Here is a 24,591-nt window from a genome sequence, read left to right as displayed (position 1 = left end):
GCCTGGGGCAGGTTGCCCACGTGTTACTCACCCGTTCGCCGCTGACCCGAAGGTCCGCTCGACTTGCATGTGTTAAGCACGCCGCCAGCGTTCGTCCTGAGCCAGGATCAAACTCTCCATCGATGCTCTAAAACTCCCTCGATGGGAGAAACCCCGACAAAATATGGACACAGATCCGTAGATCGTCCATCAAATGCCAAAGGAACCTTACAAACCCCCACAGACAACACCAGCACCAGACCATCCAGGCCCGACACCAGCACCACCCGCGGAACGGGGTCAAAATATGGCACTGACTTCTATGGCACGCTGTTGAGTTCTCAAGGAGCGGACACACCCGCTTCCACCGCTCTCGCGGTTTTCACGAGGTTACCCGACATCACCGGGGTTCCGCCCGGATCGCTTGTCTGCCGGTTTTTCTGACCGACTCGCTGTTCCGGTGTTGTTACCGTACCGTTTCCGGCGAGAGGCTGTCAAATTGCCCCGGTGTGAGGAACTTGCGTTCTCTCGCCTGGCCCAGTGGGCCTCTTCAGCGGAAGTGGCCAGCGTCCTGAGACGCGGTGTCCGAACTTTCCGCTTTTAAGGCTAACCAGCCCTCTTGCTTGGTGTCAAATCGCTCCGACTTGCGCCGGCGACCGCCACGTCCCACCACCCACGGAGAAACCGACACTCCACGCAGGTGGGGACGTCGGTGTCTCCAAGTACTGAGGCTGCCCACTGGAAGACGGAACCACCTGAGGTGAGTCACGCTACCGGGCTGGATCAGAACTATACTCCCTGAGCTGGACCCGGCCCCGCGGGGGGTGTCACCACCCTGGTGCGGTGCGGATCCGAACTCCACCAGCGCAGAGCGCCGGATTGGAGCAGCAGTCGTTGACTGTACACACGCTCAAGCCGGATGTCGAGCGCAGGACTGTGACGGTCGACACCTGTCGACGGTTGACACTCGTCGAGGTCGAGCCATCTTGGTCCTGCCCAGCCTCGGGCCCGCCAAACCGCCGTCCTCCGAACCGCCGCCGACGGCGCGAGCGTGCCCACCAGCTCTGGTGGGACAGGCGACCAGACACCGACGCGAGGGTCATGCTGCGTGGAATGAGCTCCTCATCGGCATGGCTCCCCGGGCGGCGGCCCGACGGGCTGGGCCGGCTGCGCTGGCCCGAGCTGGATGACCCTCGGCCGGTCCTGCTCCTGCCTCTCGGCAGCACCGAGCAGCACGGCCCGCACCTTCCGCTGGACACGGACACGCGAATCGCCAAGGCCATCGCGGCCGCGGTGGCGACCCGGTTGCGGGGTCTTCTGGTCGCGCCCGCCCTCCACTACGGGGCAAGCGGCGAGCACGCCGGTTTCCCGGGCACCCTCTCGCTCGGCACGGCGGCCCTCGAGCTGGCGCTCGTCGAGCTTGTGCGATCGGCCGACGACACCGCGGCAGGCGTCGTCCTCATCAACGGACACGGCGGCAACGCGGCCGCGATCCACGGCGCGACCCGGCTGCTCGCCGCGGAAGGGCGACGGGTTCTCGCCTGGACACCACGGACGGTGGTCGCGACCGCCGCCCGAGGCTCCGGTCTGGCCGGTGATCTGCACGCGGGACGAGTCGAGACGTCCTTGCTGCTGCACCTCGCGCCGGAGCTGGTCCGGCTCGAGGCGGCGGCCCGAGGCCCTAGCCCGACGACCGCCGACCTTGTTCGTCATGGCGTGCTACCGCTCAGCCCGTCCGGAGTGCTCGGTGACCCCGCCGGCGCCAGCGCCGACGAGGGTGCCGCCCTGCTTGATGCGTTCGTCACCGACGCCGTGGCCGCGATCCGGTCCTGGCCCGGGTACGCCCAACCCCCTGGCGTCGCCCCGGCGGATCCAGCCGGGCCGCGGCCGCGGTGAGGCACGCCGTGCCCGCTTATGCCCGTGGTAGAAGCAACAGGTGCATTACGGCGTATGCGTGCCAAACATCGGCGAGTTCGTCGACGCTCGACAGGTCGGCGATCTCGCGCGACGAGCGGAGGCCGCTGGCTGGGACGGCTTCTTCGTGTGGGACCACGTTGTCTTCCCGCACGGCGGCACGCACGACGTCGCCGACCCCTGGGTGCTGTTGACCCTGGTGGCGCTGGCGACCGAACGCATCAGGTTCGGGCCGCTGGTGACCGCGGCCGCCCGGCGCCACCCGGGGACGCTCGCCCGCCAGACCACCTCGCTGGATCGGCTCTCCGGCGGTCGGCTCGTGTTCGGCGCGGGTCTTGGGTTCACCCTGGAGGCGGAGTTCGGTACCTGGGGTGGGCCGGTGGAGCCGCGGACAGTCGCGCAGCGGCTGGACGAGAGTCTGGCGGTGCTGGCCGGGCTGTGGACCGGGGAGCGGGTGGACTTCCACGGCACGCACGTGACGGCCGCGGACGTCACGTTCCAGCCGACCCCGTTGCAGCGGCCGCGCCCGCCCGTCTGGATCGGCTGCAACTGGCCGGCGCGGCGGCCACTGCGGCGAGCGGCCCGGTGGGACGGCGTGGCGCCGATGATGGTCGACCCGCGGGACGGATCATGGAACCCGACCCCGGCGGCGGTGACCGAGGTCATCTCCGCGGTGCGGGAACAGCGCGCCAGCACGAACCCGTTCGATGTGGTGATCAACGGTCGCACCCCGGAACAGCGGGCCGCGGCGCGGGCGGTCGTCGAGCCCATCGAGGCGGCGGGCGCCACCTGGTGGCTGGAGGGCTTCCGGCCGGAGCCGGGAAGCTATGACCTCGCGCTGCGACGGATCGAGGCCGGCCCCCCGCGCTGAACGAGCGCCCACGCACCGCCGGGCCGTCGCACCGCCGGGCCGGGGGGCCGGGGGGCCGGCGAGTGGAGGCCCCACGGCCTGCCCGTCGGCGCCGGCGTGAGCAGCCGGTCAGGCTCGAGGCGCGACGATGATCCGCGCGGCGATGAGTGATCCGCGGGCGACGAGGAGGAACGCATGGCCGCACTCCATGCGACGCCGATGGGAGTGGACGCGGTGGCGGAAGCGGCCGGGGCGCCGGTGGCGCTCGTCACCGGCGCGGCCCGCGGGCTGGGCGCGGCGGTAGCCGGCGCGCTCGACGCGGCCGGCTACCGGCTCGTCCTCTCCGACATCGCCCTGGCGGACGCCGCCGGCGCATCGGCCGGCGGGGCGGGCTACCCGTTCGCGACCCGCGCGCAGCTGGAGGCGGTCGCCGCCGGGTGCGCGCAGGCGTTCCCCGTCCGCGCCGACGTCCGAAGCCAGGCCGACATGGACGCGGCCACGCGCCTGGCGCTGGACCGCTTCGGACGGCTCGACGCGGTCGTCGCCGCCGCCGGGGTCATCGCCGGCGGGCCGCCCGGCTGGGAGACCGACGACGAGGCCTGGCGGCTGCTGCTCGACGTCAATCTGACCGGCGTGCTCATCACGGCCCGGGCCACGCTGCCCGCGTTGCTCGCCGCGCCCGCCGGCCGGTTCGTCGCGGTGTCCTCGGCGGCCGGCACCCGTCCGCTTGCCCGGCTGGCCGCCTACTCGGCCTCCAAGCACGGGGTGGTCGGGCTGGTCCGCAGCATCGCCGCGGAACTCGCCGGCACGACGGTCACCGCCAACGTCGTCTGCCCCGGTTCGATGGACACCACGATGCTCGCCGAGACCGCGAAGGTCTATGACCTCGCCGACCCGCGCGAGTTCGCCCAGCACGCCTACCTGCGCCGGCTCCTCGATCCCGCCGAGGTCGCCGCCGCCGTGGCGTTCCTCTGCTCGCCCGCCGCCGGCGCGCTCACCGGCGCCGTCATCCCTGTCGACGGCGGCTTCACCGGCTGACACCGGCCCTGGCGGACATTGGTCGGGCCAGGCGGGCCGGCGTGGCGGGCGTGGCGGGCGATGCCTACAGATGAGGATCACCAACCGATGATCGACGCCGAGGAGACGGACGGCCTGGCGAGTTCCGGCCAACGCCACGACACGGTGATGTGGGAGGTCCGGGCGGCGCCGGGACGGCTGGCGGAGCTGCTCGAATGGGTACGCGGCACGGCCGTGCCGGAGCTGCTCGACACGCCAGCGTGCCTCCAGGTCGACGTCTACGACGCCGCGGATGAGCGGGTCGTCGTCATCGCCCGGTTCGCCGGCACGCCGGCGCGGCCGCCGGAACCGCCGGCCGGTCTCCTGCGCCGGCCGGCGCACGTCTGGCCGTTCCGTCACCTGTCGGCCTACCGCGCCGCCCACCCCTGACCACGAGGGGACGCACGTCCGGCATGCTGGGTCGGTGCGAGAGATCGAGATCCGAGACCAGATGATCCGGCTCGGCCAGTTCCTGAAGCTGGCGGACCTTGTCGAGTCCGGCGGCGACGTCAAGCCGCTCCTCCTCGAGGGCCTGGTCCGCGTGAACGACGAGATCGAGACTCGCCGCGGCCGCCAGCTGACCCACGGCGACGTCGTCACCGTCGGCGAGCGATCCGCGCGCGTCGGCTGATCGGACGCCGCCGGGTGCCCCAGGGCGCCGCGAGCGACCTGGTCTCGTGTCGCTCCAGCGGCCCGCCCGTTCTCTCCAGCGGCCCACCCGTGACCTGGCCGCGCTCGCTCGGCGGGTGCGGCGGCGGGGCAGGAGTGCGCGCCGGGTGGCCGTCCCGCGCCAGCCGCGGCGAGGGCGCTTCACCCGGCGCTAGCCGGCCCAGGCGTAGCAGTCTGGGACGAGAACGAAGGCGGCGGCGCCGCGCAGGGCGACGTCGTTCGGGGCCGAGCTGGGCTCGACGGGGACGGCGCGCGCGAACTCCATGCCGGTATGCCGGTCGTAGGCGGCTCGCAGCGCGTCCCAGAAGATCGGCCCGGACTGGGAGAAGCCACCCGCGACGGTGACGAGATCGAGGTCGAAGGTCGCCGCGCAGGACGCGAGCGCGATTCCCACCGCGTTCCCGGAGCGGGCCAGCGCCGCCCGCGCGATCTTGTCGCCCGCCGCCGCCGAGGCGGCGAGCGCGCGCCCGTCGGGGGCTCGCTCCTCATCCGGCCCCCCGCCGTCGCCCCGCGCCGCTGAGGCTCCGGACGTATCGGGCCCGGAGTCGCCAAACCCGGTCCCTGCCTCGTTCGGCCTGGTCCCGCCGTCGTCCGGTCCGGGCCTGCCCGTGCCTGGCCCGGCCTCGACGGGCTTCCAGCCCTCCTCGATGGCCCAGGCGACAGTGCGCGGTCCGGAGGCGATCGCCTCCAGGCAACCGACACCGCCGCAGGCACAGTCCGGCCCGGCCGGGTCGACGACGAGGTGACCGACATGCCCCGCGTTGCCGGACCGCCCGTGGTAGAGCCGCCCGTCGAGGACCAGACCGCCGCCCACCCCGGTCGAGACCGTCACGGCGAGCAGGTTGCGCGTGTTTCGGCCGGTGCCCATCCAGTGCTCGCCAGCGGCGAGCGCCACCGCGTCGTTGTGGACAAGCACCCCCAGGCCGCCGAACTCGTCACGCAGCCGGGCGCGCAGCGGGAAATCCCGCCACGACGGGATGTTCAGCGGCGAGACCTCTCCCGCCGGCCAGATCATCGGCCCACCGCAGCCGACCCCGAGCCCGGCCAGGCCCGCGTAGTCGTAACGCCCGCCGAGCCCCGCGTCGCCAAGGGCGGAGTGCAGGCATTCGACGGCGGCGGCGAACGTGACCTCGGGGTCGAGGGTCTTCGGCATCGCTCTGCGCGCCCGGCCGAGAACCGCGCCGGTGGCGTCGACGACGCCACCGGCGAGCTTCGTCCCGCCGATGTCGAGCGCGAGCGCGGTCCGGTTCCGGCCGCTCGCGCCGCCGAATCCCGCCGACGAGGTCACCGTGACCGTCGTGGTCGTCGTCGTGGTCACCGGCCCGGCGGTCACCGTGACCGGCCCGGTGGAGCTCGTCGCCGTATGCGTATCCCGACTGCCGCCCGTCGCCATCGCGCTCAGTTTTCCTCTTCCTCGGTTTCGGCCGCGGACTCCGGATCGCGCCGAGGATCGACGCCCTCCGCACCGCGAGCGGCGGATGCCAGACCGGTGCGCCCGCGGCTCCGGATGGAGCAGTGCCGGCCGCGACCCGCCGGGACCGCCCTGACGGACGGGTCCCGCGCGCTACGTTGCCGGATCATCATCGCGCACTGACCGCTGCTGTCCCACGGGTCTTTGTCGGGCACGCGGAAGTCGCGGCCGGGGCCGGTCCGGTCGCGCCTTCCGCCGCCATCCGTCGGGCTGCTGGTGCCAGAACCGCCAGCCGGGCGGCGGCACGGGCCAGGCCGGGTCAGGCCGCCAGCCGGGCCACGGTGACCACCCCGGCGGTGGCGGCGGCCAGTCAGGCGGCACGCGGAAGACCGGAGATGAAGGCGCGTGGGCTGGCCGGCCTCGGTCACTCCCGTGGGCGTTACTCCCGAGGGCGGTCGTCTGGCGGGCCGTCCGGCGCCAGCGGCGTCCCCTCCGGGGGCGCCACCACTCTGGGCGCGGGGTCAGGGGTATCCGCGCGCCAGGGGCGGTCGCGCTCCCACATTTCCCAGGGGAGGATGTGCTCGCCGGTGCGGTCGTGGGGATCGAAGGCGTCGAGGTCGAAGGTCCGCACGGCCCACCTCCGCAGGGGATCCGCGCCACCGGCAGCCTCGGTGTCGGCCGTGTCACTCCCGGTGGCGACTGGTGCGCTCATCATCGCCCGCTGCCGGGGCAGAGACCACCGATCCCGGATCCGCCGCTCCGGATCCGCTACCAGAACACCGTCGAACAGCGAGACGGCCGGGTTTCCGCCTGTTCGGGCGGAACCCGGCCGTCTTTGGTATGTCCGCGTTACGCGGGCGGCGAGCTGTCGCGCCGTCTCAGCCCTTGCGCTTTTCGACTTCGTCGGTCAGCTGCGGGACGACGTTGAACAGGTCGCCCACCAGGCCGTAGTCGGCGAACTCGAAGATCGGCGCCTCAGGGTCCTTGTTGATGGCGACGATGGTCTTCGAGGTCTGCATGCCGGCCCGGTGCTGGATGGCGCCGGAGATGCCGACCGCGATGTAGAGCTGCGGCGAGACGGTCTTGCCGGTCTGGCCCACCTGGTTCTGGTGCGGGTACCAGCCGGCGTCGGTCGCGGCGCGGGAAGCGCCCACCGCGGCGCCGAGGGTGTCGGCGAGCTTCTCCACCAGCGCGAAGTGCTCGGCGGCACCCAGGCCGCGGCCACCGGAGACGACGACCTGCGCCTCGGTGAGGTCCGGCCGGCCGGACTTGGCCTCCGCGACCCGGTCGACGATCTTCGCGCCCTTGGCGACGTCGGAGATCGTGATGTCGACCTGGACCTCGGCCGGGGAGGACGGCGCGGCGACCGGAGCCGTCGAGTTCGGACGGACCACGATCACCGGCGTGCCCTTGGTGACCTTGGAGCTGACGATCGTCGAACCGCCGAAGATGCCCTGGGTGGCGACCAGCTCCGGACTCACCGCGGTGGCGTCCCAGATCAGGCCGGATTCGGTCTTCGCGGCGGTCCGCGCGGCGACCTCCCGCGAGTCGGCCGTCGCGGCGATCAGCACCGCCGTCGGCGACGCCTCGCCGACCAGCTTCGCGAGCACCTCGGCGACCGGTGCGCCGACGTAGTCGGCGACGTCGTCGGACTCGACCACGTAGACCTTCGCGGCGCCGAACTCGGCCAGGTACGGCTTGGCCTTCGCATAGGTGCCAGGGCCGCCGGCGAACACCGCCGACGGCTCGCCAAGCGTGCGGGCGAGCGTCAGCAGCTCGCCGGTGACCTTCTTGGGCTCACCGTCGGCGTGCTCGACGAGAACGAGTACCTCAGCCATCGATCGTTACCCCTCAGATGAGCTTCTGCGCCGCGAGGAAGTCGGCGATCTTCACGCCGCCGTCACCCTCGTCCTTGACGATGGTGCCGCTCTGCCGCGGCGGCGCCGACTGGGCGTCGACGACTGTCGAGCCCGCGCCCGCGAGGCCCACCGAACCGGCGTCAAGGCCCGCGTCGCCGGACGACAACGTGGTCAGCGGCTTCTTCTTCGCGGCCATGATGCCCTTGAACGAGGGGTACCGCGGCTGGTTGATCTTCTCGACGACGCCGACGACGGCCGGCAGGCTCGCCTCGACCAGCGCGTAGCCGTTGTCGGCCAGCCGTTCGATCGACACCTTGCCCGCGGCCGGGTCGACGGTCACTTTGCGGGCCTGGGTGAGCTGCGGGAGCCCCAGCCGCTCGGCCAACAGCGCGCCCATCACACCGCCACGCGCGTCGGAGGCCTCGGTCGCCGTGATGACGAGATCCGGGGACAGCGTGGCGATGACCTTCGCCAGCGCGGCGGACGTCTGCAGCGCGTCCGAGCCGTGCAGCGCGTCGTCGGTCAGGTGCACCGCCTTGTCGGCGCCCATGGACAGCGCCTTGCGGATCGTCTCGAGCGCCTTCGCCGGGCCCATCGTGACGACGGTGACCTCGCCGCCGTGCGCTTCCTTGATCTTGAGGGCCTCTTCGACTCCGTACTCGTCCATCTCGTTCATGACGTTGTCGACGCTGACGCGGTCGACCGTCTTGTCCGCGGCGTCGAGCTTCTTCTCCGCCCAGGTATCAGGAACCTGCTTGACGGTAACGACGATGTTCACGCCTAGGGGCCTCCGTAGCCAACATAATCAGGTGTCCAGTGCTCTTGACATGGTGGCATTGGTAGCCGCGACATGCCCGATGATCGGCGGCGTGACGCCGGACGCATTACGTCACAATCCCTTACCGGCCTGGCAGCCACCCGCCGCCGAGTAACCCGGTCGTCCCGGCCGGCGCCCGGACCAAGATCACCGAGGTGAGCGGGCCCCGCCGCCTTTCTCGTCCCGCTCGCCCGCTCGCGGCCTCGTCGACCGCGCCCACCGGCGGGGGCCGGCAGGCGCTTCGTGGGCATCCACCCGCCGCCGTCCGCCTGCCTTTGCCTATGGCCTTTCTACCTGATGCCTTCCCGCTGAGACAGGCCTCCGAGTGACTAGCCGGTCCGGCGAGCGCCCACCGCCCGATGGGGAGCGGTCCAGGGCCGCCCGTCCGGAGGGGAGCAGACCGCCACGGGTATGCCTATCACCCGTCAGTGCCAATGCCCTCGCGCCGGCTTGCCCGGGGCGGGCGAACCCGCCGCCGGGCCCGCCAACCTCCAGTTGAGGTCATTTCCCCTCGCCTGTGACCATTTGTCGTGCCAATCGAGTGGACCCATCGTCACGGATCCGAGCAGGATGCCCGACACACCGCCCTCCAAGCCCGTGCATTCGCCCGTGACTCTGCACACTCTCTCGGTGGGAAGTTACGAGTCCGCTACTTTCTGGCCCTGGATATGCGTCAGGCGACGACTCTCCCACGTTAAGTGACAGGATTCGACCCCGGGGGTTCGATGTCCAGCTCCACGCCCGCCAGCGACCCTGCCTCACCTACCGTGTTCGACCGCCTGCTGCGCGAGTCCGGCGTCTCCGACACCCGGTTCGCCAGGCAGGTGAACAGCCGTGCCCGCCACCACCGGCGGATCGAGCTCGGGCTGGCGCGGACGACCGTGGGGCACTGGCGGCGTGGCATGCGGCCCCGCGACCCGATGGTGGCCGAGCTCGCCGCCGCCGAGGTGTCGGCGCTCGTCGGTTACCCGGTGCTGCCCGTGGACCTGGGCTGGCGCGGGGAGCACTACGGGCGCGAGGACCTGGGACTGCACGTCGCCGACGCCCCTGTCCAGACCGTCAGGACCCTGGCTGGACTTACGGGGCGGGACATGCGACGTCGCGAGATGCTCCAGGACTCGACGGCCTTCGTCGCCAGTGCGTTCGCCGAGCCGGTGCTGTCGAGCATCACCGGTGTCGTCCGGCGGGCGCTGAGCGCGAGTACCGAGGCCGCGGGCGGCAGCAACGCCGCCATGATCAGAGACATGACGGCGGCCTTCCGCCGGCTGGATGCCCGGTTTGGCAGCGGGGAGATCCGCAACCAGGTGATCACCTTCCTGCACGACCGTACGCGGGCGGCGATGAGTGAGGACCCCGACGCCGAGCTGTGCAGCGCGCTCGCGGAGCTCACCCAGTTCGGCGGCTGGCTCGCGCAGGACAGCGACCGTCAGGCACTGGCGCAGCGCTACTACATCCAGGCGCTGAGCCTCGCCGAGCATGCCGACGACGTCCAGCTCGCCGGGCGGGTGCTCGCCGCCATGAGCGACCAGGCCGCCCGGCTGGGATACAACCGGCAAAGCCTGTCGATGGCCCGCGCCGCCGTGGACCGGGCGAACCACACGGCCGCCCCGACAGTCGAGGCGATGCTCCACGACAAACATGCCTGGGCGTTGGCTCAGGCACATGACGAGGCCGGTTGCGTCGAGGCGCTTACCGCCATGGAGCGCGCGATCGAGCGCGCGATCGGCCGCGGCTCGTGCGACGACGAGCCGGCCTGGGCGTCCCACTACAACGCGGGCGACGTCGCCGAATGCGTGGGCCACTGCTACCTGCTGATGGACCGGCCGGAGCAGGCCGCCGAGCACCTGCTCGAGGCGCGCGACCTGCAGGTCAGCTCCCGCGCCAGGACCCGCAGCTACGCCGAGGCCGATCTTGCCATCGCCTACCTGCGCGGGCGCTCCCCCGACCTGGAGGCCGCCGTCGACGCCGGCCAGCGCGCCGTCGAGTACGCCGGGCCGGTGTCCTCCGTCCGGGTCACGGACAAGCTGCGCGAGCTCGACACGGCGTTCGCCCCGCACAGCGGCTCAGTGACCGTGCAGGAATGGCGCACCAACGCCGCGCCCGTCCTGCGGCGCTTCCCGTCCGGTGCCGGGCCCGACTCCACCCGGTAGTCGCCGCCTGCCCCCGCCGGTCGTCGCCATGCCGAACGGCCCGCCTTCCCATGTCTGAATCCGTCCCCCGCGCCGCTCGGTTGTCACCAGGCCCGGAACCCGGCCGCCGGGAGCGGGTCGTTGTGGTCGTTGTGATGGTCGTCTCAGGTTGATCACCTCTCGCCTGGCCGGGTATGGGCCGGACGTGCGCATCCGGCACCCTGATGGGGTGAGCAGGTCGGGGGAAGGTGCCGTAGCCGGCCCGCCAAGCGCCGATGACGGCCTCGGCGCGAAACGGGCCATGACCGGGGCGGGCATCGAGACCGAGAAACCGCGGTGGTACCCGACCGACGTCGGGCGCACGCTGCTCGCGGCCGCGGCCTGGCTGGTCGTCGGCGCGCTGAGCGTGGTGGCGCTGGGTCGGCTGGTCTATCTGGACGACGTGCTGAGCTGGCCGTACGCCGCGCTGAACGCGCTCACACCGCTGCTGTACCTGCCGGTCTACGCCTCGCTGGTCGTCGGCTTCGGGCTGAGGCGCAACGCGCTGATGCTGGCGACGGTGCCCTTGATCGGGCTGCACCTGTTCTGGACGGTGCCGGAGATCTGGCCCGGCGGAGCGGAGAAGGCACCGGACGGCGCCCAGCCAGTCCGGGTGCTCTCGGCGAACCTGCTTTACCACAACGCGTCCGCCGGGCGGCTGGGCAGCCAGATCGAGGCAGCGCACCCCGACATCGTCGTGCTCGTGGAGGCCTCGCCGCTCACTCTCGGCGCGGTGCAGAAATCGGGGGCGCTCGCGCACTACCCCTACCGGGTGGACAAGCCGGCCGCGGGGGCGTTCGGCTACGCCGTCTACTCGCGTTACCCGCTGTCCGACCTGTCCGCGCCCGTGGTCGGCGGGCAGCCGCTGGCCCGGATGACCGTCGCCCTCGACGGCGGCCGGCGCTTCGTGCTCTACCCGGTTCACACGATCGCTCCGACGAGCGCCGAGAACACCCGGGAGTGGCGCGCCCAGCTCAGCCAGCTGGCCACCGAGGTGCACGGCTCCCGGCTGCCGGTCGTGCTGGCCGGCGACTTCAACGCGACCCACGACCACCGCCCGTTCCGGCGGCTGCTGAGCTCAGGTGTCCGGGACACGCACGACGCCACCGGCACAAGCTGGAGCCCGACCTGGCCGGCGAACGGCCTCCTGCCGCCCGTGCTGCGCATCGACCATGTGCTCGCCTCGCCGGCGTTCGCGGTGACCGGCTACCAGCGGGGCGGCCACTACGGCAGCGACCACCTCCCGGTCATCGCCGACCTGGCGCTGCGGAGCCCCGATTCCGCCGATCAGCCAGACGAGGGCTAGGCGCCGGCCGGAGCCGGACTGCACGGAAGGCCGCGCGGAGGGCGGAGTGCCCCCGGTCAGAGTGCCCCGGGGTCAGAGTGCCCCGGGTCAGCGCCAGGGCGGGGGTGGTGCCGGGATGCGACGGAGGTGGGAGGCCACCGGGCCGAAGCGGCCAGCGCCGTCACGGTCCTCCCACTGCTCGAACGCGGCGGTCAGCTCGGCGCGGGAGCGCCCGACGAAGTTCCACCACATGACGATCGGCTCCTCGAACGGCGCGCCGCCGAGCAGAAGCACCCTGGCCGGCTCGGTGGCGTCCAGCGCCAGCTCGTCGCGGCCCGCGCCGAGGTAGGCGAGCTGGCCGGTCCGCGCCACCGCCTGGATGCCGGCCGCGGGTGCCGAGCCGTTCCCCACCCGCACCGCGCCCTCGGTGACGACCAGCGCGTACTCGAAGCCGGGGCGCAGCGGCAGCACCGCCCGGCCGGGCCGCAGCGCCAGGTCCGCGCCCACCATCTCGGTGTCGCGGCGGGCTGGCGAGGCCGCACCGGCGAGCTCGCCGACCAGCACCGTCGCGACGGCGTCGCCGATCTCGACGCGCGGCAGCTCGGCGTGGTGCTCGAAAGCGGCGGGGCCGTGGCGGGTCGCCTCCGGCTGCGCCACCCACAGCTGGACGCCGTGCAGCGCGCCGCGGTAGTCGGTTCCCTCCTCCGCGTGGACGACGCCGTGGCCCGCGGTCATCAGGTTCAGCTGCCCGGGCCGCACCACCTGCTCGGAGCCGAGGCTGTCGAGATGGCGTACCTCGCCCGCGAGCAGCCAGGTGACGGTGTGCAGGCTGGTATGCGGATGCGGGCCGATGTCGATGCCGCGCGTGCCGGCGGCCCCCGTGGCCGGCGCGACCGCCAACGGCCCCATGTGGTCGACGAAGCACCAGGCGCCCACGGTCCGCCGGGCACGGATCGGCAGCGCTCGGCGCACCGGGACCGCCCCGACCGTCTGCGGCCTGCTCTCGGTGATCTCCACGGCCCACCCATCGGCCCGAGCTCCCGGGATCCCCTCTACGGGGACGACATCCTCACTGGTCACCGGTCCGCTCATCGCCGACAGCCCCCTCCATGATCCACACGACCAAGGTAGTTTCCCACGCAACAATATGGCGGGGGCTGTTAGTTCCTGGCTGACCTGCTTCTGGGCTGTCAGGGCTGTCGTCGTCTCGCAAGGTTCAAACGTGTCGCCACCGAGCTGGGCGCGGAGGCGCACCTCCGCGGAGGCCCGGCCCACGAGCGAAGCGATGTGGGTTGGGCCGCAGCGGAGGTCGCCGTAGCGCCCGTGAGCGCAGGAGGACACGGCGCGGAGGTCCCTTCCCGAAGCGAAGCGAGGGAAGGGACCGGAGCGCCGTGCCCGCACGGAGCGAACCAGAGACTCAGCGGCCCGTGAACTTGGCCTTGCCGGGGCCGTTCTGCTGGAACGACTCCATGCCGTTCTTCTGGTCCTCGGTGCCGAACAGGCCGACGAACAGGCCGGTCTCCAGCCGCAACGCCTCCGACAGCCCTGTCTCCAGACCGTCGTCGATGGCGCGCTTGGCCGCCGCCAGCGCGAGCGCCGGGCCGTCGACGTACTGCTTGGCCCGCCGTACCGCCTCGGCGTAGACCTCGGCCGCCGGGACGACGGCATCGGCGAGCCCGATCGCCAGCGCCTCCTCGGCGCCGACCTGGCGGCCGGAGAAGACCAGCTCCTTGGCCCTGGCCGGGCCGACCAGCCGAGGCAGCCGCTGGGTGCCGCCGGCACCCGGGATCACGCCGAGCAGGATCTCCGGCTGACCGACCTTGGCGTTGTCCGCGAGGATCCGGAAGTCGGCGCACAGCGCCAGCTCAAGACCGCCGCCGAGCGCGTAGCCGGTCACGGCGGCGAACACCGGCTTGGGAATGCGGGCGACAAGCTCGAACGTGCTGGTCAGCTCGGTGGCCCAGCTCGAGATACCCGCCAGGTCCTTCGCCGCCATCTCCTTGATGTCGGCACCGGCCGCGAACACCCGCTCGCCGCCGTAGATCACGACGGCGCGGATGTCGGCGCGCCGGGATGCCTCCAGCGCCACCTCCCGCAACTCGGCCGTGAGCTCGGCATTGAGGGCGTTCACCTTCGGCCGGTCCAGCCGGATGGTCCCCACCCCGTCCGCAACCTCTAGTCGTACGACCGCCACTGGCCGACCTCCTCGTCCGCTGTCCCTGAGCCGGGCGCCCACCCCGCACGCCGGCCGTCGCCCCAGCCTCGCGGGGCCAGGCCGCGCACTTCCCGTGCCGACGACCATCGCACCGCGCGGCGGCCCGCGCCTACCCGGTGGCGGTGACGCATCTCACGCGACGTCCCGAGACGGGTACCGGCGCGCGCCGGCTGGGAGAACGTCCGCGGGATCGGCCGACAGGGCGCCGTTGGTCCACAGGCGCCCCGTTCACCCGGACGTGATCAGTGCGTTCCGTTAGCGTCACCGATGTGTCGTACACGTTCGAACCAGGTCTCACGCGCCAGGACCCCGCGCGCCTGCGCGCGCTCCCCGGCGCGCCGTACCCGCTCGGCGTGCTGCCCGACGCCGGCGGGGTCAACATCGCCGTGCTCGCGCCGGGCGCGGATGCCGTCGAGTTCTGCCTGCTCGACTCCGACTCGTCGTCGGGCGGGAGCGGGCCTGGGCGCGGCGAGACCCGGTACCGGCTGCCCGAGCGGTGCGGCGGCGTCTGGCACGGCTATATCCCCGGTGTGCGCCCTGGGCAGCGCTACGGCCTGCGCGCGCACGGGCCGTACGACCCGGCCCGCGGCCTGCGCTACAACCCGGCGAAGCTGCTGCTCGACCCGTATGCCCGGCGGGTGGAGGGCACGCTGACGCCAGGACCGGCGATCTTCGGCTACGCCGACGGGGACCCCTACAGCTACACGGCCGACGGCCAGGACTCGGCGCCCTTCGTCCCGGTCGGGGTCGTCACCGCGCTCCCGAGCGCCGCCGCCGGGCGTGCCCCCGTGCCCGGCCGGCGCGGCGGCGGACCCGCGGCGGCGGACCCGGCCGGCAACCGGCCCGGCACGCCGTGGCGGGACACCGTGATCTACGAGCTGCACGTCCGGGGCTTCACCAGGCTGCACCCGGCGCTGCCCCCCGCGCTGCGTGGCACCTACGCCGGCCTTGCCCACCCCGCCGTCCTCGATCACCTGACCGGCCTCGGGATCACCGCCGTCGAGCTGCTCCCGGTACACGCCCACGTCTCGGAACCGATACTGGCCGAACGCGGGCTGACCAACTTCTGGGGCTACAACACCATCGGCTTCTTCGCCCCGCACCCGGGCTACGCGGCCACCGACGACCCGGTGACCGAGTTCCGCGCGATGGTGGCCGCACTGCATGAGGCTGGCATCGAGGTGCTGCTGGACGTCGTCTACAACCACACCGCGGAGCAGGACGAGCGCGGCCCGACGCTGTCGATGCGCGGCCTCGACAACACCGTGTACTACCGGCTGGAGCCGACCGACCCGCGTCGCTACCGCGACGTCACCGGCTGCGGCAACACGCTGAACGTCACCTCGCCGCATGTGGTCCGGCTGGTCTGCGACTCCCTGCGTTACTGGCTGACCGAGATGGGCGTCGACGGCTTCCGCTTCGACCTCGCGGCGGCGCTGGCCCGCAATCCCGACGGCTTCGACCCGGACGCGCCGCTGCTGACCGCGATCGGGCAGGACCCCGTGCTCGCCCAGGCGAAGCTGATCGCCGAGCCGTGGGACGTGGGCTGGGGCGGCTACCAGGTCGGCGCGTTCCCGGCGCCCTGGGCGGAGTGGAACGACCGGTTCCGCGCGACCGTACGCGAGACGTGGAGCGGGCGGGCGACGAGCGCCGCCGACCTCGGCTACCGCATCACCGCGTCGTCCGATCTGTTCGAGCATGGTGGGCGCCCGCCGTGCTCCTCGGTCAACTTCGTCACCGCCCACGACGGCTTCACCCTGGCCGACCTGGTCTCCTACGAGCACAAGCACAACGAGGCGAACCTGGAGGACAACCGGGACGGCGACAACAACAACCGGTCCCGCAACCATGGGGCGGAGGGGCCGACCGACGACCCGGTCGTGCTGGAGCGCCGCCGAAGGGTGCGCCGGGGGATGCTCGCGACGCTGCTGCTGTCCGCCGGGGTGCCGATGCTGGTCGCGGGCGACGAGTTCGGCCGCTCGCAGGGCGGCAACAACAACGCCTACTGCCAGGACAACCCGGTCTCCTGGCTCGCCTGGCCGACGACGCGGGCCGACGGGCGCTCCGTTCGCTCCGGCGGCGGCTGGTGGCCGCGCCGCTCGGAACGCGTCACCGGCACGGACGTCACCGGCACGGACGACGGGAACGGCGAGGCGGACGGGGCGGACAGCCGGAGGGACCACAGGAGTGACGGTGCCGCCCCGAGAAGCGACGGAACCGGCCCCCTGCCGCCCAAGACGCCGGAAGTGCCGGCGCCCGACCCGGCCGGCGAGGACCAGGGCCTGTCCGAGCTGGCCTCCTGCCTGCTGACGCTGCGCCGGGCGTCACCCGCGCTGTGCCGAGGGCAGTTCTTCCACGGCGGCCAGTCCAGCGAGACGCACCGCGCCGACATGACCTGGTTCCTCGCCGACGGCACCCAGATGTCCGACGCCGACTGGAACGCGCCCAATCCAGCCACCGTCGTCGCGTTCATCGCCGGCGACAGCCTCACCTGGCTCGGCCCGGACGGCACACCGGCAACCGGCGACAGCCTGCTGCTCGTCCTGCATCCCGGCGAGGAGGACGTCGACGTCCACCTTCCCGGCGCCCCCTGGGCGTCCCGCTACGACCTCGTCCTCGACACCGCCGCCACCGACCTCTCCGGCCTGCGCGCCGCCGTCGAAGACCCCCGCAAGCCCCTCGCCACCTATCCCGCCGGCGAAACCCTGCGCGCCAGCTGGTCCTCCGTCGTCGTCCTGCGTGCCCACCGCTGACGGCCCACGGCGCCGGGCACTCCTCGGAGTACCCGGCACCGAGGCGCGGTGGTCAACTCGTGGTCGGGAACGCGCCGGGCCCGGGCCGACGTGGTGGTCGGCCCGGGCCCGGCGCGTGGCGCATGACGCGGCTACGGGGTGGTGATCAGGCCGACCTCGGCGGAGCTGGCGAGGAGGACATGGGCGGGCAGGACGTTGACGGTGTAGCCGAACGGGCCGGTGCGCGAGAGTGGGATGGTGCCCTCGAAGCGGTGGCCGCCGCCCTCGGCGTCGCCGGCGGGGTGCAGGTCGAGCGTCGCCGGGGCGAGCAGCCGGTCGGTCTCGTCGACCCGGCCATAGGAAGCCCGCACGACGACGTCGGACGTGGCCAGGTCACCGAGCTCGACCGTCGCGCGGACGACGAGCTCCTGACCGACCTGCGGGGTGTCACCAAGGCCGGTCGAGTCCACGTTGACGACCCGCACGCCCGACCAGGACGAGCGCACCTTCGCCTTCCAGCCCGAGAGGTCCCTGGCGCCGCCGAAGCCGTCAGCCGCCGCCGCCCGCGCGGAGACCCCGGCGGGGACGTAGTACTTCTCGACGTATTCCTGGACCATCCGGGTCGCGAGCACCTTCGGCCCAAGGGTGGACAGGGTGTGGCGCACCATCGCGGTCCAGCGGCGCGGCATGCCGTCCGCACGGTCGTAGAACCGGGCGGCGACGGCGTTCTCCAGCAGGTCGTACAGCGCGGCCGACTCGATGCTGTCGCGCCGGTCCGGGTCCTCGACGCCGTCGGCGGTCGGGATCGCCCAGCCGTTCTGGCCGTCGAACATCTCGTCCCACCAGCCGTCCCGGATGGACAGGTTCAGGCCGCCGTTGAGCGCCGACTTCATCCCGGACGTGCCGCAGGCCTCCAGCGGGCGCAGCGGGTTGTTCAGCCACACGTCACAGCCGGAGTAGAGGTAGCGGGCCATGCCGATGTCGTAGTCCGGCAGGAAGGCGATCCGGCGACGCACGGCCGGGTCGTCGGCGAACTGGACGATCTGCTGGACCAGCTGCTTGCCGCCGTCGTCGGCCGGGTGGGCCTTGCCCGCGATGACCATCTGGATCGGCCGCTCGGCGTGCAGCAGCAGCCGGGTGAGCCGGTCGCGGTCGTGCAGCATGAGCGTGAGCCGCTTGTACGACGGCACCCTGCGGGCGAAGCCGATGGTCAGGACGTCCGGGTCGAAGACGCTGTCCACCCAGTCGAGCTCGCCGGCGGCGGCGCCGCGGGCGAGCCACGAGGCGCGCAGCCGGCGGCGCACCTCCGCGACGAGGCCCTCGCGCAGCTCCCGGCGCGTCGCCCACAGCACCTCGTCGGAGATCTTGTCGATCTTCGCGAAGCCCTGGCCGTCGGGAGAGAGCAGCGGCGGCTCCGACTCGCGGTCGGCCAGCTCGATGAGCGTCCGCGAGACCCAGGTCGGCGCGTGCACGCCGTTGGTGACCGAGCCGATCGGCACGGCGGCCGGGTCGAACCCGGGCCACAGGCCGTTGAACATCTCCCGGCTTACGATGCCGTGCAGCGCGCTCACGCCGTTGGAGCGCTGCGCGAGGCGCAGGCCCATGTGCGCCATGTTGAACATGTTCGGGTCGGATTCGGTGCCCAGCGCGAGCACCCGCTCGACGGGCACGCCGTCCCAGGCGTTGTCACCGCCGAAGTGCCGGGCGACCATGTCCTTCGGGAACCGGTCGATGCCGGCGGGGACCGGCGTGTGGGTTGTGAACAGGGTGCCCGCGCGGGTGGCCTCCAGCGCCTCGTCGAAGCTCAGCCCACCGGCGGCCAGCTCGCGGATCCGCTCCAGTCCCAGGAAGCCGGCGTGGCCCTCGTTGGTGTGGTACACGTCGGGCGCCGGGGCGCCGGTGACCTCGGAGTACACCCGCAGCGCCCGGACGCCGCCGATGCCGAGCAGCATCTCCTGCAGCAGCCGGTGGTCGGTGCCCCCGCCGTAGAGCCGGTCGGTGACGCCCCGCTCGGCGGGCTGGTTGTCCTCGACGTCCGAGTCGAGGAGCAGCAGCGGGACGCGGCCGACCTGCGCCTTCCAGATCTGGGCGTGCAGGGTACGGCCCTCGGGCAGCCCGACGGCCACCTTCTGCGGGACGCCGTCGGCGTCGGTGAGCTGGGTGAGCGGCAGGCCATGCGGGTCGATGCCCGGGTAGCGCTCCTGCTGCCAGCCGTCCCGCGACAGCGACTGGACGAAGTAGCCGGCGCGGTAGAGCAGCCCGACGCCGATGATGGGCACGCCGAGGTCGCTCGCGGTCTTGAGATGGTCGCCGGCCAGGATGCCCAGGCCGCCGGAGTACTGCGGCAGCACCTCGGTGATGCCGAACTCCGGCGAGAAGTAGCCGATCGCCGACGGCGCGCCGGACAGATTCCGCTCCTGGTACCACAGACGGGCGTTCAGATACTCCTGAAGCTCGTCGAACGCGTCGGTGAGCCTACGCAGGAAGCGGCGGTCACCGGCGAGCGCGACCAACCGGCCGTGGTCGACCTCGCCGAGCAGGCGGACCGGGTCACCCTTGGTCGCCCGCCACAGCTCGGGATCCACGGACTCGAAGAGGTCAAGCGTCTCCGGGTGCCACGACCAGCGGAGGTTCATGACCAGGTCGGCGAGCGGAGCAAGCTGCTCGGGAAGCTGCGCGCGGACGGTGAACCGTCGGAGTGCTCTCACGAAGACGTCAGCCTAGACAGGCCACGTGAACTGGCCGCACCCGGGTCTCACCCCAGGGTTACCAACAGGAAAACCCTTCGATGTCACAGGCGGAACAGGCGGAATGGGGCGCCGATGCTCCGATAGCACCCCATTCCGGACTGTGTTGACGTCTACACCTTCGGGTCATCTCACGGCCCGTACGGTCACCCACGTCAGCGTCGGCACTCGGCGACGGCATGAGGCGACAACGCCTGGCGGCCAGGAGCCGGGGTCGAGACGCGGGAGCGTCTCGACCCCGGCTCCCGGTCTTACTTGTCCTCTGAGTCGCCCTCGGCGACCTTCGTCGCGAGGGCCGCCATCACGGCGGGGTCACGCAGCGTCGTCACGTCGCCGAGAGCACGCCCCTCCGCGACGTCCCGCAGCAGCCGGCGCATGATCTTGCCGGACCGGGTCTTGGGCAGGTCGTCGGCCCAGATGATCCGCTTCGGCCGGGCCAGCTTGCCGATCCGCGCGGCGACGTGGTCACGCAGCTCGGCGACCATGGCGTCGTCGCCGACCCGGCCGCCGGCGAGCGTCACGAACGCGACGATCGCCTGGCCCGTCTGCTCATCGGCCTGGGCGACGACCGCGGACTCCGCGACCGCCTCGTGCGCGACGATCGCCGACTCGACCTCGGCGGTGGACAGACGGTGCCCGGAGACGTTGATGACGTCGTCGATCCGGCCGATGATCCAGAAGTAGCCGTCGGCATCGAGGCGGGCGGCGTCCCCGACCAGGTAGGTCGCCGGGCCGAACCGGGAGAAGTACGTCTCGACGAACCGGTCGTCGTCCTTGTACAGAGTGCGCAGCATCGACGGCCACGGCTGGGTGATCACAAGGACGCCGACGCCCTCGCTGAGCGGCTGGCCCTGCTCGGTCAGCAGCGCCGGGCTGTAACCGGGGAGCGGCTTCGTCGCCGAGCCGGGCTTCGTCGGCGTGACGCCGGGGACCGGGGAGATCATGATGGCGCCGGTCTCGGTCTGCCACCACGTGTCGACGACCGGGCAGCGCCCACCGCCGATCACCTTGTGGTACCAGAGCCATGCCTTCGGGTTGATCGGCTCGCCGACGCTCCCGAGCAGGCGCAGCGAGCTCAGGTCGTGCCGGTCCGGGTACTCGGCGCCCCACTTCATGCAGGAGCGAATCGCGGTCGGCGCCGTGTAGAAGACGGTGACCTTGTACTCGTCGATCAGCTTCCACCAGGCGTCGAAGTCCGGGTAGTCCGGGGCGCCCTCGTACATCACGCTGGTCGCGCCGTTCGACAGCGGGCCGTAGACGATGTAGGAGTGCCCGGTGATCCAGCCGACGTCGGCGGAGCACCAGTAGATGTCGGACGCCGGGTCGATGTCGAAGACCGTGCGGTAGGTGTAGGTCGCGCCGAGCAGGTAGCCGGCCGTCGTGTGCAGGATGCCCTTCGGCTTCGCCGTGGAGCCCGAGCTGTAGAGGATGAACAGCGGCGCCTCCGCCGACATCGGCTCCGGCGGGCATACCGGGTCCGCCGCGGCGACGAGCTCCTCGTACCAGACGTCCCGGCCGGGCGTCATCGGCGCGCGCTCGCCACCGAGGCCGGCGGCGCCGACCGCCTCCACCACGATGATGTGCTCGAGGCCCTTCAGGTCGCCCATCTCCGTGTCGACGGCGGCCTTCACCGGCGCGGTGCGGCCCTTGCGGCGCGCGCCGTCGACGGTGATGAGCACCTTCGCGTCGGAGACCTCCATCCGCTCCCTCACGGCGGACGGGGCGAACCCCCCGAAGACGACGTTGTGCACGGCGCCGATCCGCGCGCAGGCGAGCATCGCCGCGGCGACCTGCGGGATCATCGGCAGGAAGATGCCGACGACGTCGCCCTTGCCGACGCCGAGCGAGCGCAGCCCGTTCGCGAGCCGCTGCGTCTCGTCGAGCAGGTCGGCGTAGGTGACGGCGCGCCGCTCGCCCTCCTCGCCGGCCCAGTAGAACGCGACCCGGTCACCCCGGCCGGCGGCGACATGCCTGTCCAGGCAGTTCGCGGAGAGGTTGAGCTCCCCGTCCTCGAACCACTTGTAGAACGGCGGGTTCGCATCGTTGAGAACGGTGGTGAACGGCCGGTCCCAGTTCAGCAGCTCGCGGGCCTTGTCGGCCCAGAAGGCGACCGGGTCGGCCGCGGCGGCGGCCACGTCGGCCTCGACCGCGTGGCGGCGGGTGAACCCGGCTGGCGGGCCGAAGCTCTCCACCGCGAGCAGCCGCGCAAGCTCCGCCTCGAGCGTTCCGGCCGGGGCCGCCTGGCTGGTGTCGGTCTCGTCGGTGGTGCTCACGCGTCCTCCTACGTCGTCGAGGGAGTCTGGCCACCCACTCCAGTCCCGGGCCCCGCCCGCCGGCCGGCGCCCTGGTCGTGGGCTCGGCCGCTGGGCCGACTGGCACCGGCCGGGTCAGGACCGGGCGCCTCGACGGCCAGCGCGGGGTCCCGGCGAGGGCCGGGACTGGTCCGTCTCTACCACGAACGCGAACGGAGCGTCGATTGCCGGCACGCCGGGCGGTACGGCCCAAGCGCCCAGTGGCCGGCCCCGGCCAGATGTCAGCGGCCCGGGAAGGGCTCCGTATCGTTCTCGGCCCCCCGGCGCGGGGCCGCCCCAGGCGGGCGCGAGGCGCCGCGCCTCCCTCCGGAATTCGCGAACTCCACCCGCGGCGACGACCTGTCCCAGATCATCTAGAGGGCCAAAGGGTGTGCGAAAATGATCTTCCTTCGCACGCCCGGCGGCCGTTGTCCCCAGGATCACTCAAGGGTGGTCGGCGGCGGTCCGCGCCCACGACCGGTCCGTGCCCACGGCCCTGCTCCGCAAGACCAGATCAACGATCCAGGGCGCGGTCATGCCTGTGAAACGGGCAGCGCGGGGGCGCAGACAAGGCCGTTGAGGTGGGCGAGGAGCTCCTCGCCGGCGAGGAGGCCGGGGGCCGCCGTGACGCGCAGGTTGGGGGCGGCCCAGGCGCGGTCGTGGAGCTCGCCGTGGGCGGGGCGGACGGCGGCGTCGGCCGCGAGCAGCATCGGGGCGTCGAGCAGCGAGTCGCCGGCGGCGGCGACCCGGTCGGCGCCGGCGCGGCGGGCCACCTCCGCGAGCGCGGCCTGCTTGGTGAGCGCGGCCGGGACGAGGTAGACCTTGCGGCCCTGCACGGAGACGGTCCAGCCGGCGGCCTCGACCTCGGCGGTCACCTCGGCGAGGTCCGGGATGCCGTCACGGTCGTAGGCGACCAGGTAGACGAACACGTCGTCGGCGACCCGGGTCAGCCGGCACCAGCCGCCGGTGGCGAGCCGCGCGGCGACGTCGAGCATGGCGGCGAGCGGCGCCCCGGCGCGCAGCCGCTCGGCGACGGTGGCGGCCCAGGCCGGGTCGGGCTCGCCGTCGACGAGCAGATGGCCGCCGTTCGCCGCGACGGCGTAGGCCGGCGCGACCCCGAGGTCGACACGGCGGTACTGGCCGAGCGTGCGGGTCGTCACCGGCACCAGCACGGCGCGGCCGGCGAGCTCGGCGACGCTGGCGAACGCCGTCTCGGTCATGAACGCCGCCGGCTCGCCGTCGAGGTGCTCGACGGTGACCAGCGGCGGCTCGGCGGCGCCCTCGGGCAGCCGGAACGAGCGCCGCGAGAAGATCAGCGTCTGGTCGAGGTCGCACGCGACCAGCCACCGCGCGCCCGGCGCGGCCTCCGGGAGCGTCACTGCCCGGCTTCGGTGACCGGGCGGTACCGGGACTGCGCCGTGTGGAACTCCGGGGCCTCCCCGTCGGCGCGCACCGGGCGGACGAGGCCGACGCACGAGAACGGCAGGCCGGGCATCTCCTCGACCGGCACGCCGCGCGCCTCGGCCAGGGCGAGCACGTGCGCGAGCTCGCCGGCCGCGCCCGGGGCGATCAGCACCCGCCACGGCACCCGGCGCAGCAGCACCCGGGTCGCCTCGCCGACGCCCGGCTTCACCATCGCCACGTCGGGGATGTCGTACCGCTCGGCGATCCGCTCGACGGCGGCCCAGCCCTCCCAGGTCGGGGTCCGGTCGCCGGCCCACAGCCGGGGCCAGGTCTCGGCCACCTCGTCGGCGACGTCGGCGAACCGGGCGACGACCGTCTCGACGAAGTGGCGGGACAGGTCGTGCGGCTCCAGGTCGCGGTAGTACTTCGCGCCGTGGAAGTCGCCCGGGCCGATGTGCTCGGCGTTCAGCACCGTCCGGCTGACGAGCCCGCTGACCGTGGAGTTCAGGCAGGCGCTCGGGATGAGGAAGTCGTCGCGGGTGCCGTACAGCGGCACGCACCGGGCGGGGTCCGCGAGCACCGCCAGGGTGTCGTCGAGACCGAGCGGGACGACCGTCTCGGTGAGCACCCGGGTCATCACGCCCTTGCCCGTCCAGCCGTCGACGAACTGCAGCGCGGCCGGGTCGTGGCGGGCGGTGAGGTGGCGGACCGCGTTGAGGTCGACACCCCTGTCCTTGATCACCGAGATCGCGTAGTGCGGCACGTCGAGGCCGTAGCGGAAGGCGTACCAGCGGCGCATCAGGATGCCGACTGGCGTGCCGGCCCGCGCGATCGACACCAGCACCGGCGCGGGCTTGGCGACGCGCACCAGCTCGGAGACGACGCCCGCGGCCAGCGCCACTCTGGTCGCCGAGCGCTCCAGGGCCTGGTGGTACAGCTCCAGGTAGCCGTCGTCCGGCTGGTACTCGACCGGCAGGTCCTCGGAGTAGTGCCGGCCGCGCTGCATGTCCTCCTCGCGGTCCTCGGTGGACCGCTCGAGGGCGACGGCGGAGAGGTCCTTGAGCAGGAACGTGACGTCCGCCGGGTCGTAGGAGCCGGAGCCGATCGTGCCAGGCAGGCCCGCGCCGGGCGGCGCGTCCGGTGGGACCGGGCCGGACGCGGGCCGGCCGGCGGCCGGTGTCGCCGCGGTGGTCG

General features: G+C 72.7%; 18 protein-coding genes and 1 rRNA gene. 8 read left to right on the top strand and 11 right to left on the bottom strand.

The window, feature by feature from the left end; genetic code table 11:
• A 16S ribosomal RNA gene (locus BCD48_RS21535) occupies positions 1 to 123 on the bottom strand; the annotation flags it as partial.
• Between the two features lie 969 nt (positions 124 to 1,092).
• Between BCD48_RS21535 and mftE the strand changes: the two genes are divergently transcribed.
• From mftE to BCD48_RS21510, 5 genes are all read left to right on the top strand, one after another.
• Positions 1,093 to 1,875, top strand: a complete 783-nt coding sequence (mftE, locus tag BCD48_RS21530) for a mycofactocin biosynthesis peptidyl-dipeptidase MftE (protein ID WP_083418994.1) — start codon at positions 1,093 to 1,095, stop codon at positions 1,873 to 1,875.
• Between the two features lie 40 nt (positions 1,876 to 1,915).
• Entirely contained in the window at positions 1,916 to 2,764 is an 849-nt protein-coding gene (locus BCD48_RS21525; RefSeq protein WP_071050199.1) for an LLM class flavin-dependent oxidoreductase, read from the top strand.
• Between the two features lie 174 nt (positions 2,765 to 2,938).
• On the top strand, positions 2,939 to 3,781 hold the full coding sequence (locus BCD48_RS21520) for a mycofactocin-coupled SDR family oxidoreductase (protein ID WP_198543334.1): 843 nt from the start codon (positions 2,939 to 2,941) through the stop codon (positions 3,779 to 3,781).
• 87 nt (positions 3,782 to 3,868) lie between these two features.
• A complete protein-coding gene (locus BCD48_RS21515) occupies positions 3,869 to 4,189 on the top strand; it encodes a hypothetical protein (RefSeq protein WP_083418993.1) in 321 nt (106 codons plus the stop codon).
• 34 nt (positions 4,190 to 4,223) lie between these two features.
• Positions 4,224 to 4,430, top strand: a complete 207-nt coding sequence (locus BCD48_RS21510; RefSeq protein WP_083418992.1) for an RNA-binding S4 domain-containing protein — start codon at positions 4,224 to 4,226, stop codon at positions 4,428 to 4,430.
• 189 nt (positions 4,431 to 4,619) lie between these two features.
• Here the strand turns inward: BCD48_RS21510 and BCD48_RS21505 are convergent, their stop codons facing one another.
• The 4 genes from BCD48_RS21505 to BCD48_RS21490 all read right to left on the bottom strand — a co-directional run bounded on the left by BCD48_RS21505 (position 4,620) and on the right by BCD48_RS21490 (position 8,516).
• Positions 4,620 to 5,861 carry an ROK family protein gene (locus tag BCD48_RS21505; protein WP_071050198.1) on the bottom strand — a complete coding sequence of 414 codons (1,242 nt, stop codon included), beginning with the start codon at positions 5,859 to 5,861 and terminating at the stop codon, positions 4,620 to 4,622.
• 457 nt (positions 5,862 to 6,318) lie between these two features.
• Positions 6,319 to 6,510, bottom strand: a complete 192-nt coding sequence (locus BCD48_RS21500; protein ID WP_083418997.1) for a hypothetical protein — start codon at positions 6,508 to 6,510, stop codon at positions 6,319 to 6,321.
• Between the two features lie 247 nt (positions 6,511 to 6,757).
• The gene (locus BCD48_RS21495) at positions 6,758 to 7,717 is read right to left on the bottom strand and encodes an electron transfer flavoprotein subunit alpha/FixB family protein (protein ID WP_071050196.1); all 960 of its coding nucleotides are present in this window, start codon (positions 7,715 to 7,717) and stop codon (positions 6,758 to 6,760) included.
• A gap of 13 nt (positions 7,718 to 7,730) precedes the next feature.
• Positions 7,731 to 8,516 (bottom strand): electron transfer flavoprotein subunit beta/FixA family protein, encoded by a 786-nt coding sequence (locus BCD48_RS21490; protein ID WP_071050195.1) that lies wholly within the window; start codon positions 8,514 to 8,516, stop codon positions 7,731 to 7,733.
• Between the two features lie 764 nt (positions 8,517 to 9,280).
• On the opposite strand from BCD48_RS21490, the gene BCD48_RS21485 reads away from it, so the two are divergent.
• Both BCD48_RS21485 and BCD48_RS21480 read left to right on the top strand, forming a co-directional pair.
• Positions 9,281 to 10,705, top strand: coding sequence for an NsdA family TPR-like regulatory protein (locus BCD48_RS21485; RefSeq protein ID WP_071050194.1), 1,425 nt, complete (start codon positions 9,281 to 9,283; stop codon positions 10,703 to 10,705).
• 280 nt (positions 10,706 to 10,985) lie between these two features.
• Positions 10,986 to 12,029, top strand: coding sequence for an endonuclease/exonuclease/phosphatase family protein (locus BCD48_RS21480; protein WP_198543333.1), 1,044 nt, complete (start codon positions 10,986 to 10,988; stop codon positions 12,027 to 12,029).
• Between the two features lie 87 nt (positions 12,030 to 12,116).
• On the opposite strand, the gene BCD48_RS21475 is transcribed toward BCD48_RS21480, so the two are convergent.
• Both BCD48_RS21475 and BCD48_RS21470 read right to left on the bottom strand, forming a co-directional pair.
• Positions 12,117 to 13,088 (bottom strand): pirin family protein, encoded by a 972-nt coding sequence (locus BCD48_RS21475; protein ID WP_241841903.1) that lies wholly within the window; start codon positions 13,086 to 13,088, stop codon positions 12,117 to 12,119.
• Positions 13,089 to 13,425: 337 nt separating this feature from the next.
• Positions 13,426 to 14,202 (bottom strand): enoyl-CoA hydratase/isomerase family protein, encoded by a 777-nt coding sequence (locus tag BCD48_RS21470; protein ID WP_071050192.1) that lies wholly within the window; start codon positions 14,200 to 14,202, stop codon positions 13,426 to 13,428.
• A gap of 266 nt (positions 14,203 to 14,468) precedes the next feature.
• Here BCD48_RS21470 and glgX point away from each other — a divergent pair, with 266 nt between their 5' ends.
• A complete protein-coding gene (gene glgX / locus BCD48_RS21465) occupies positions 14,469 to 16,976 on the top strand; it encodes a glycogen debranching protein GlgX (RefSeq protein WP_116271608.1) in 2,508 nt (835 codons plus the stop codon).
• A 131-nt stretch (positions 16,977 to 17,107) separates the two neighbouring features.
• Here glgX and glgP read toward each other — a convergent pair whose 3' ends face one another.
• The 4 genes from glgP to BCD48_RS21445 form a co-directional block, all read right to left on the bottom strand.
• A complete protein-coding gene (gene glgP / locus BCD48_RS21460; RefSeq protein ID WP_071050190.1) occupies positions 17,108 to 19,663 on the bottom strand; it encodes an alpha-glucan family phosphorylase in 2,556 nt (851 codons plus the stop codon).
• A 290-nt stretch (positions 19,664 to 19,953) separates the two neighbouring features.
• On the bottom strand, positions 19,954 to 21,975 hold the full coding sequence (acs, locus tag BCD48_RS21455; protein WP_071050189.1) for an acetate--CoA ligase: 2,022 nt from the start codon (positions 21,973 to 21,975) through the stop codon (positions 19,954 to 19,956).
• Between the two features lie 551 nt (positions 21,976 to 22,526).
• Positions 22,527 to 23,372, bottom strand: a complete 846-nt coding sequence (locus BCD48_RS21450; protein ID WP_071050188.1) for an HAD family hydrolase — start codon at positions 23,370 to 23,372, stop codon at positions 22,527 to 22,529.
• A complete protein-coding gene (locus tag BCD48_RS21445) occupies positions 23,369 to 24,514 on the bottom strand; it encodes a cysteine protease StiP family protein (RefSeq protein WP_071050204.1) in 1,146 nt (381 codons plus the stop codon). Before BCD48_RS21445 ends, BCD48_RS21450 begins: the two co-directional genes overlap by 4 nt.
• Positions 24,515 to 24,591: the final 77 nt, after the last annotated feature.

It is taken from the genome of Pseudofrankia coriaricola (assembly GCF_001854805.1).
GTDB lineage: Bacteria > Actinomycetota > Actinomycetes > Frankiales > Frankiaceae > Pseudofrankia.
This window is presented reverse-complemented; position numbering and strand designations above follow the sequence as displayed.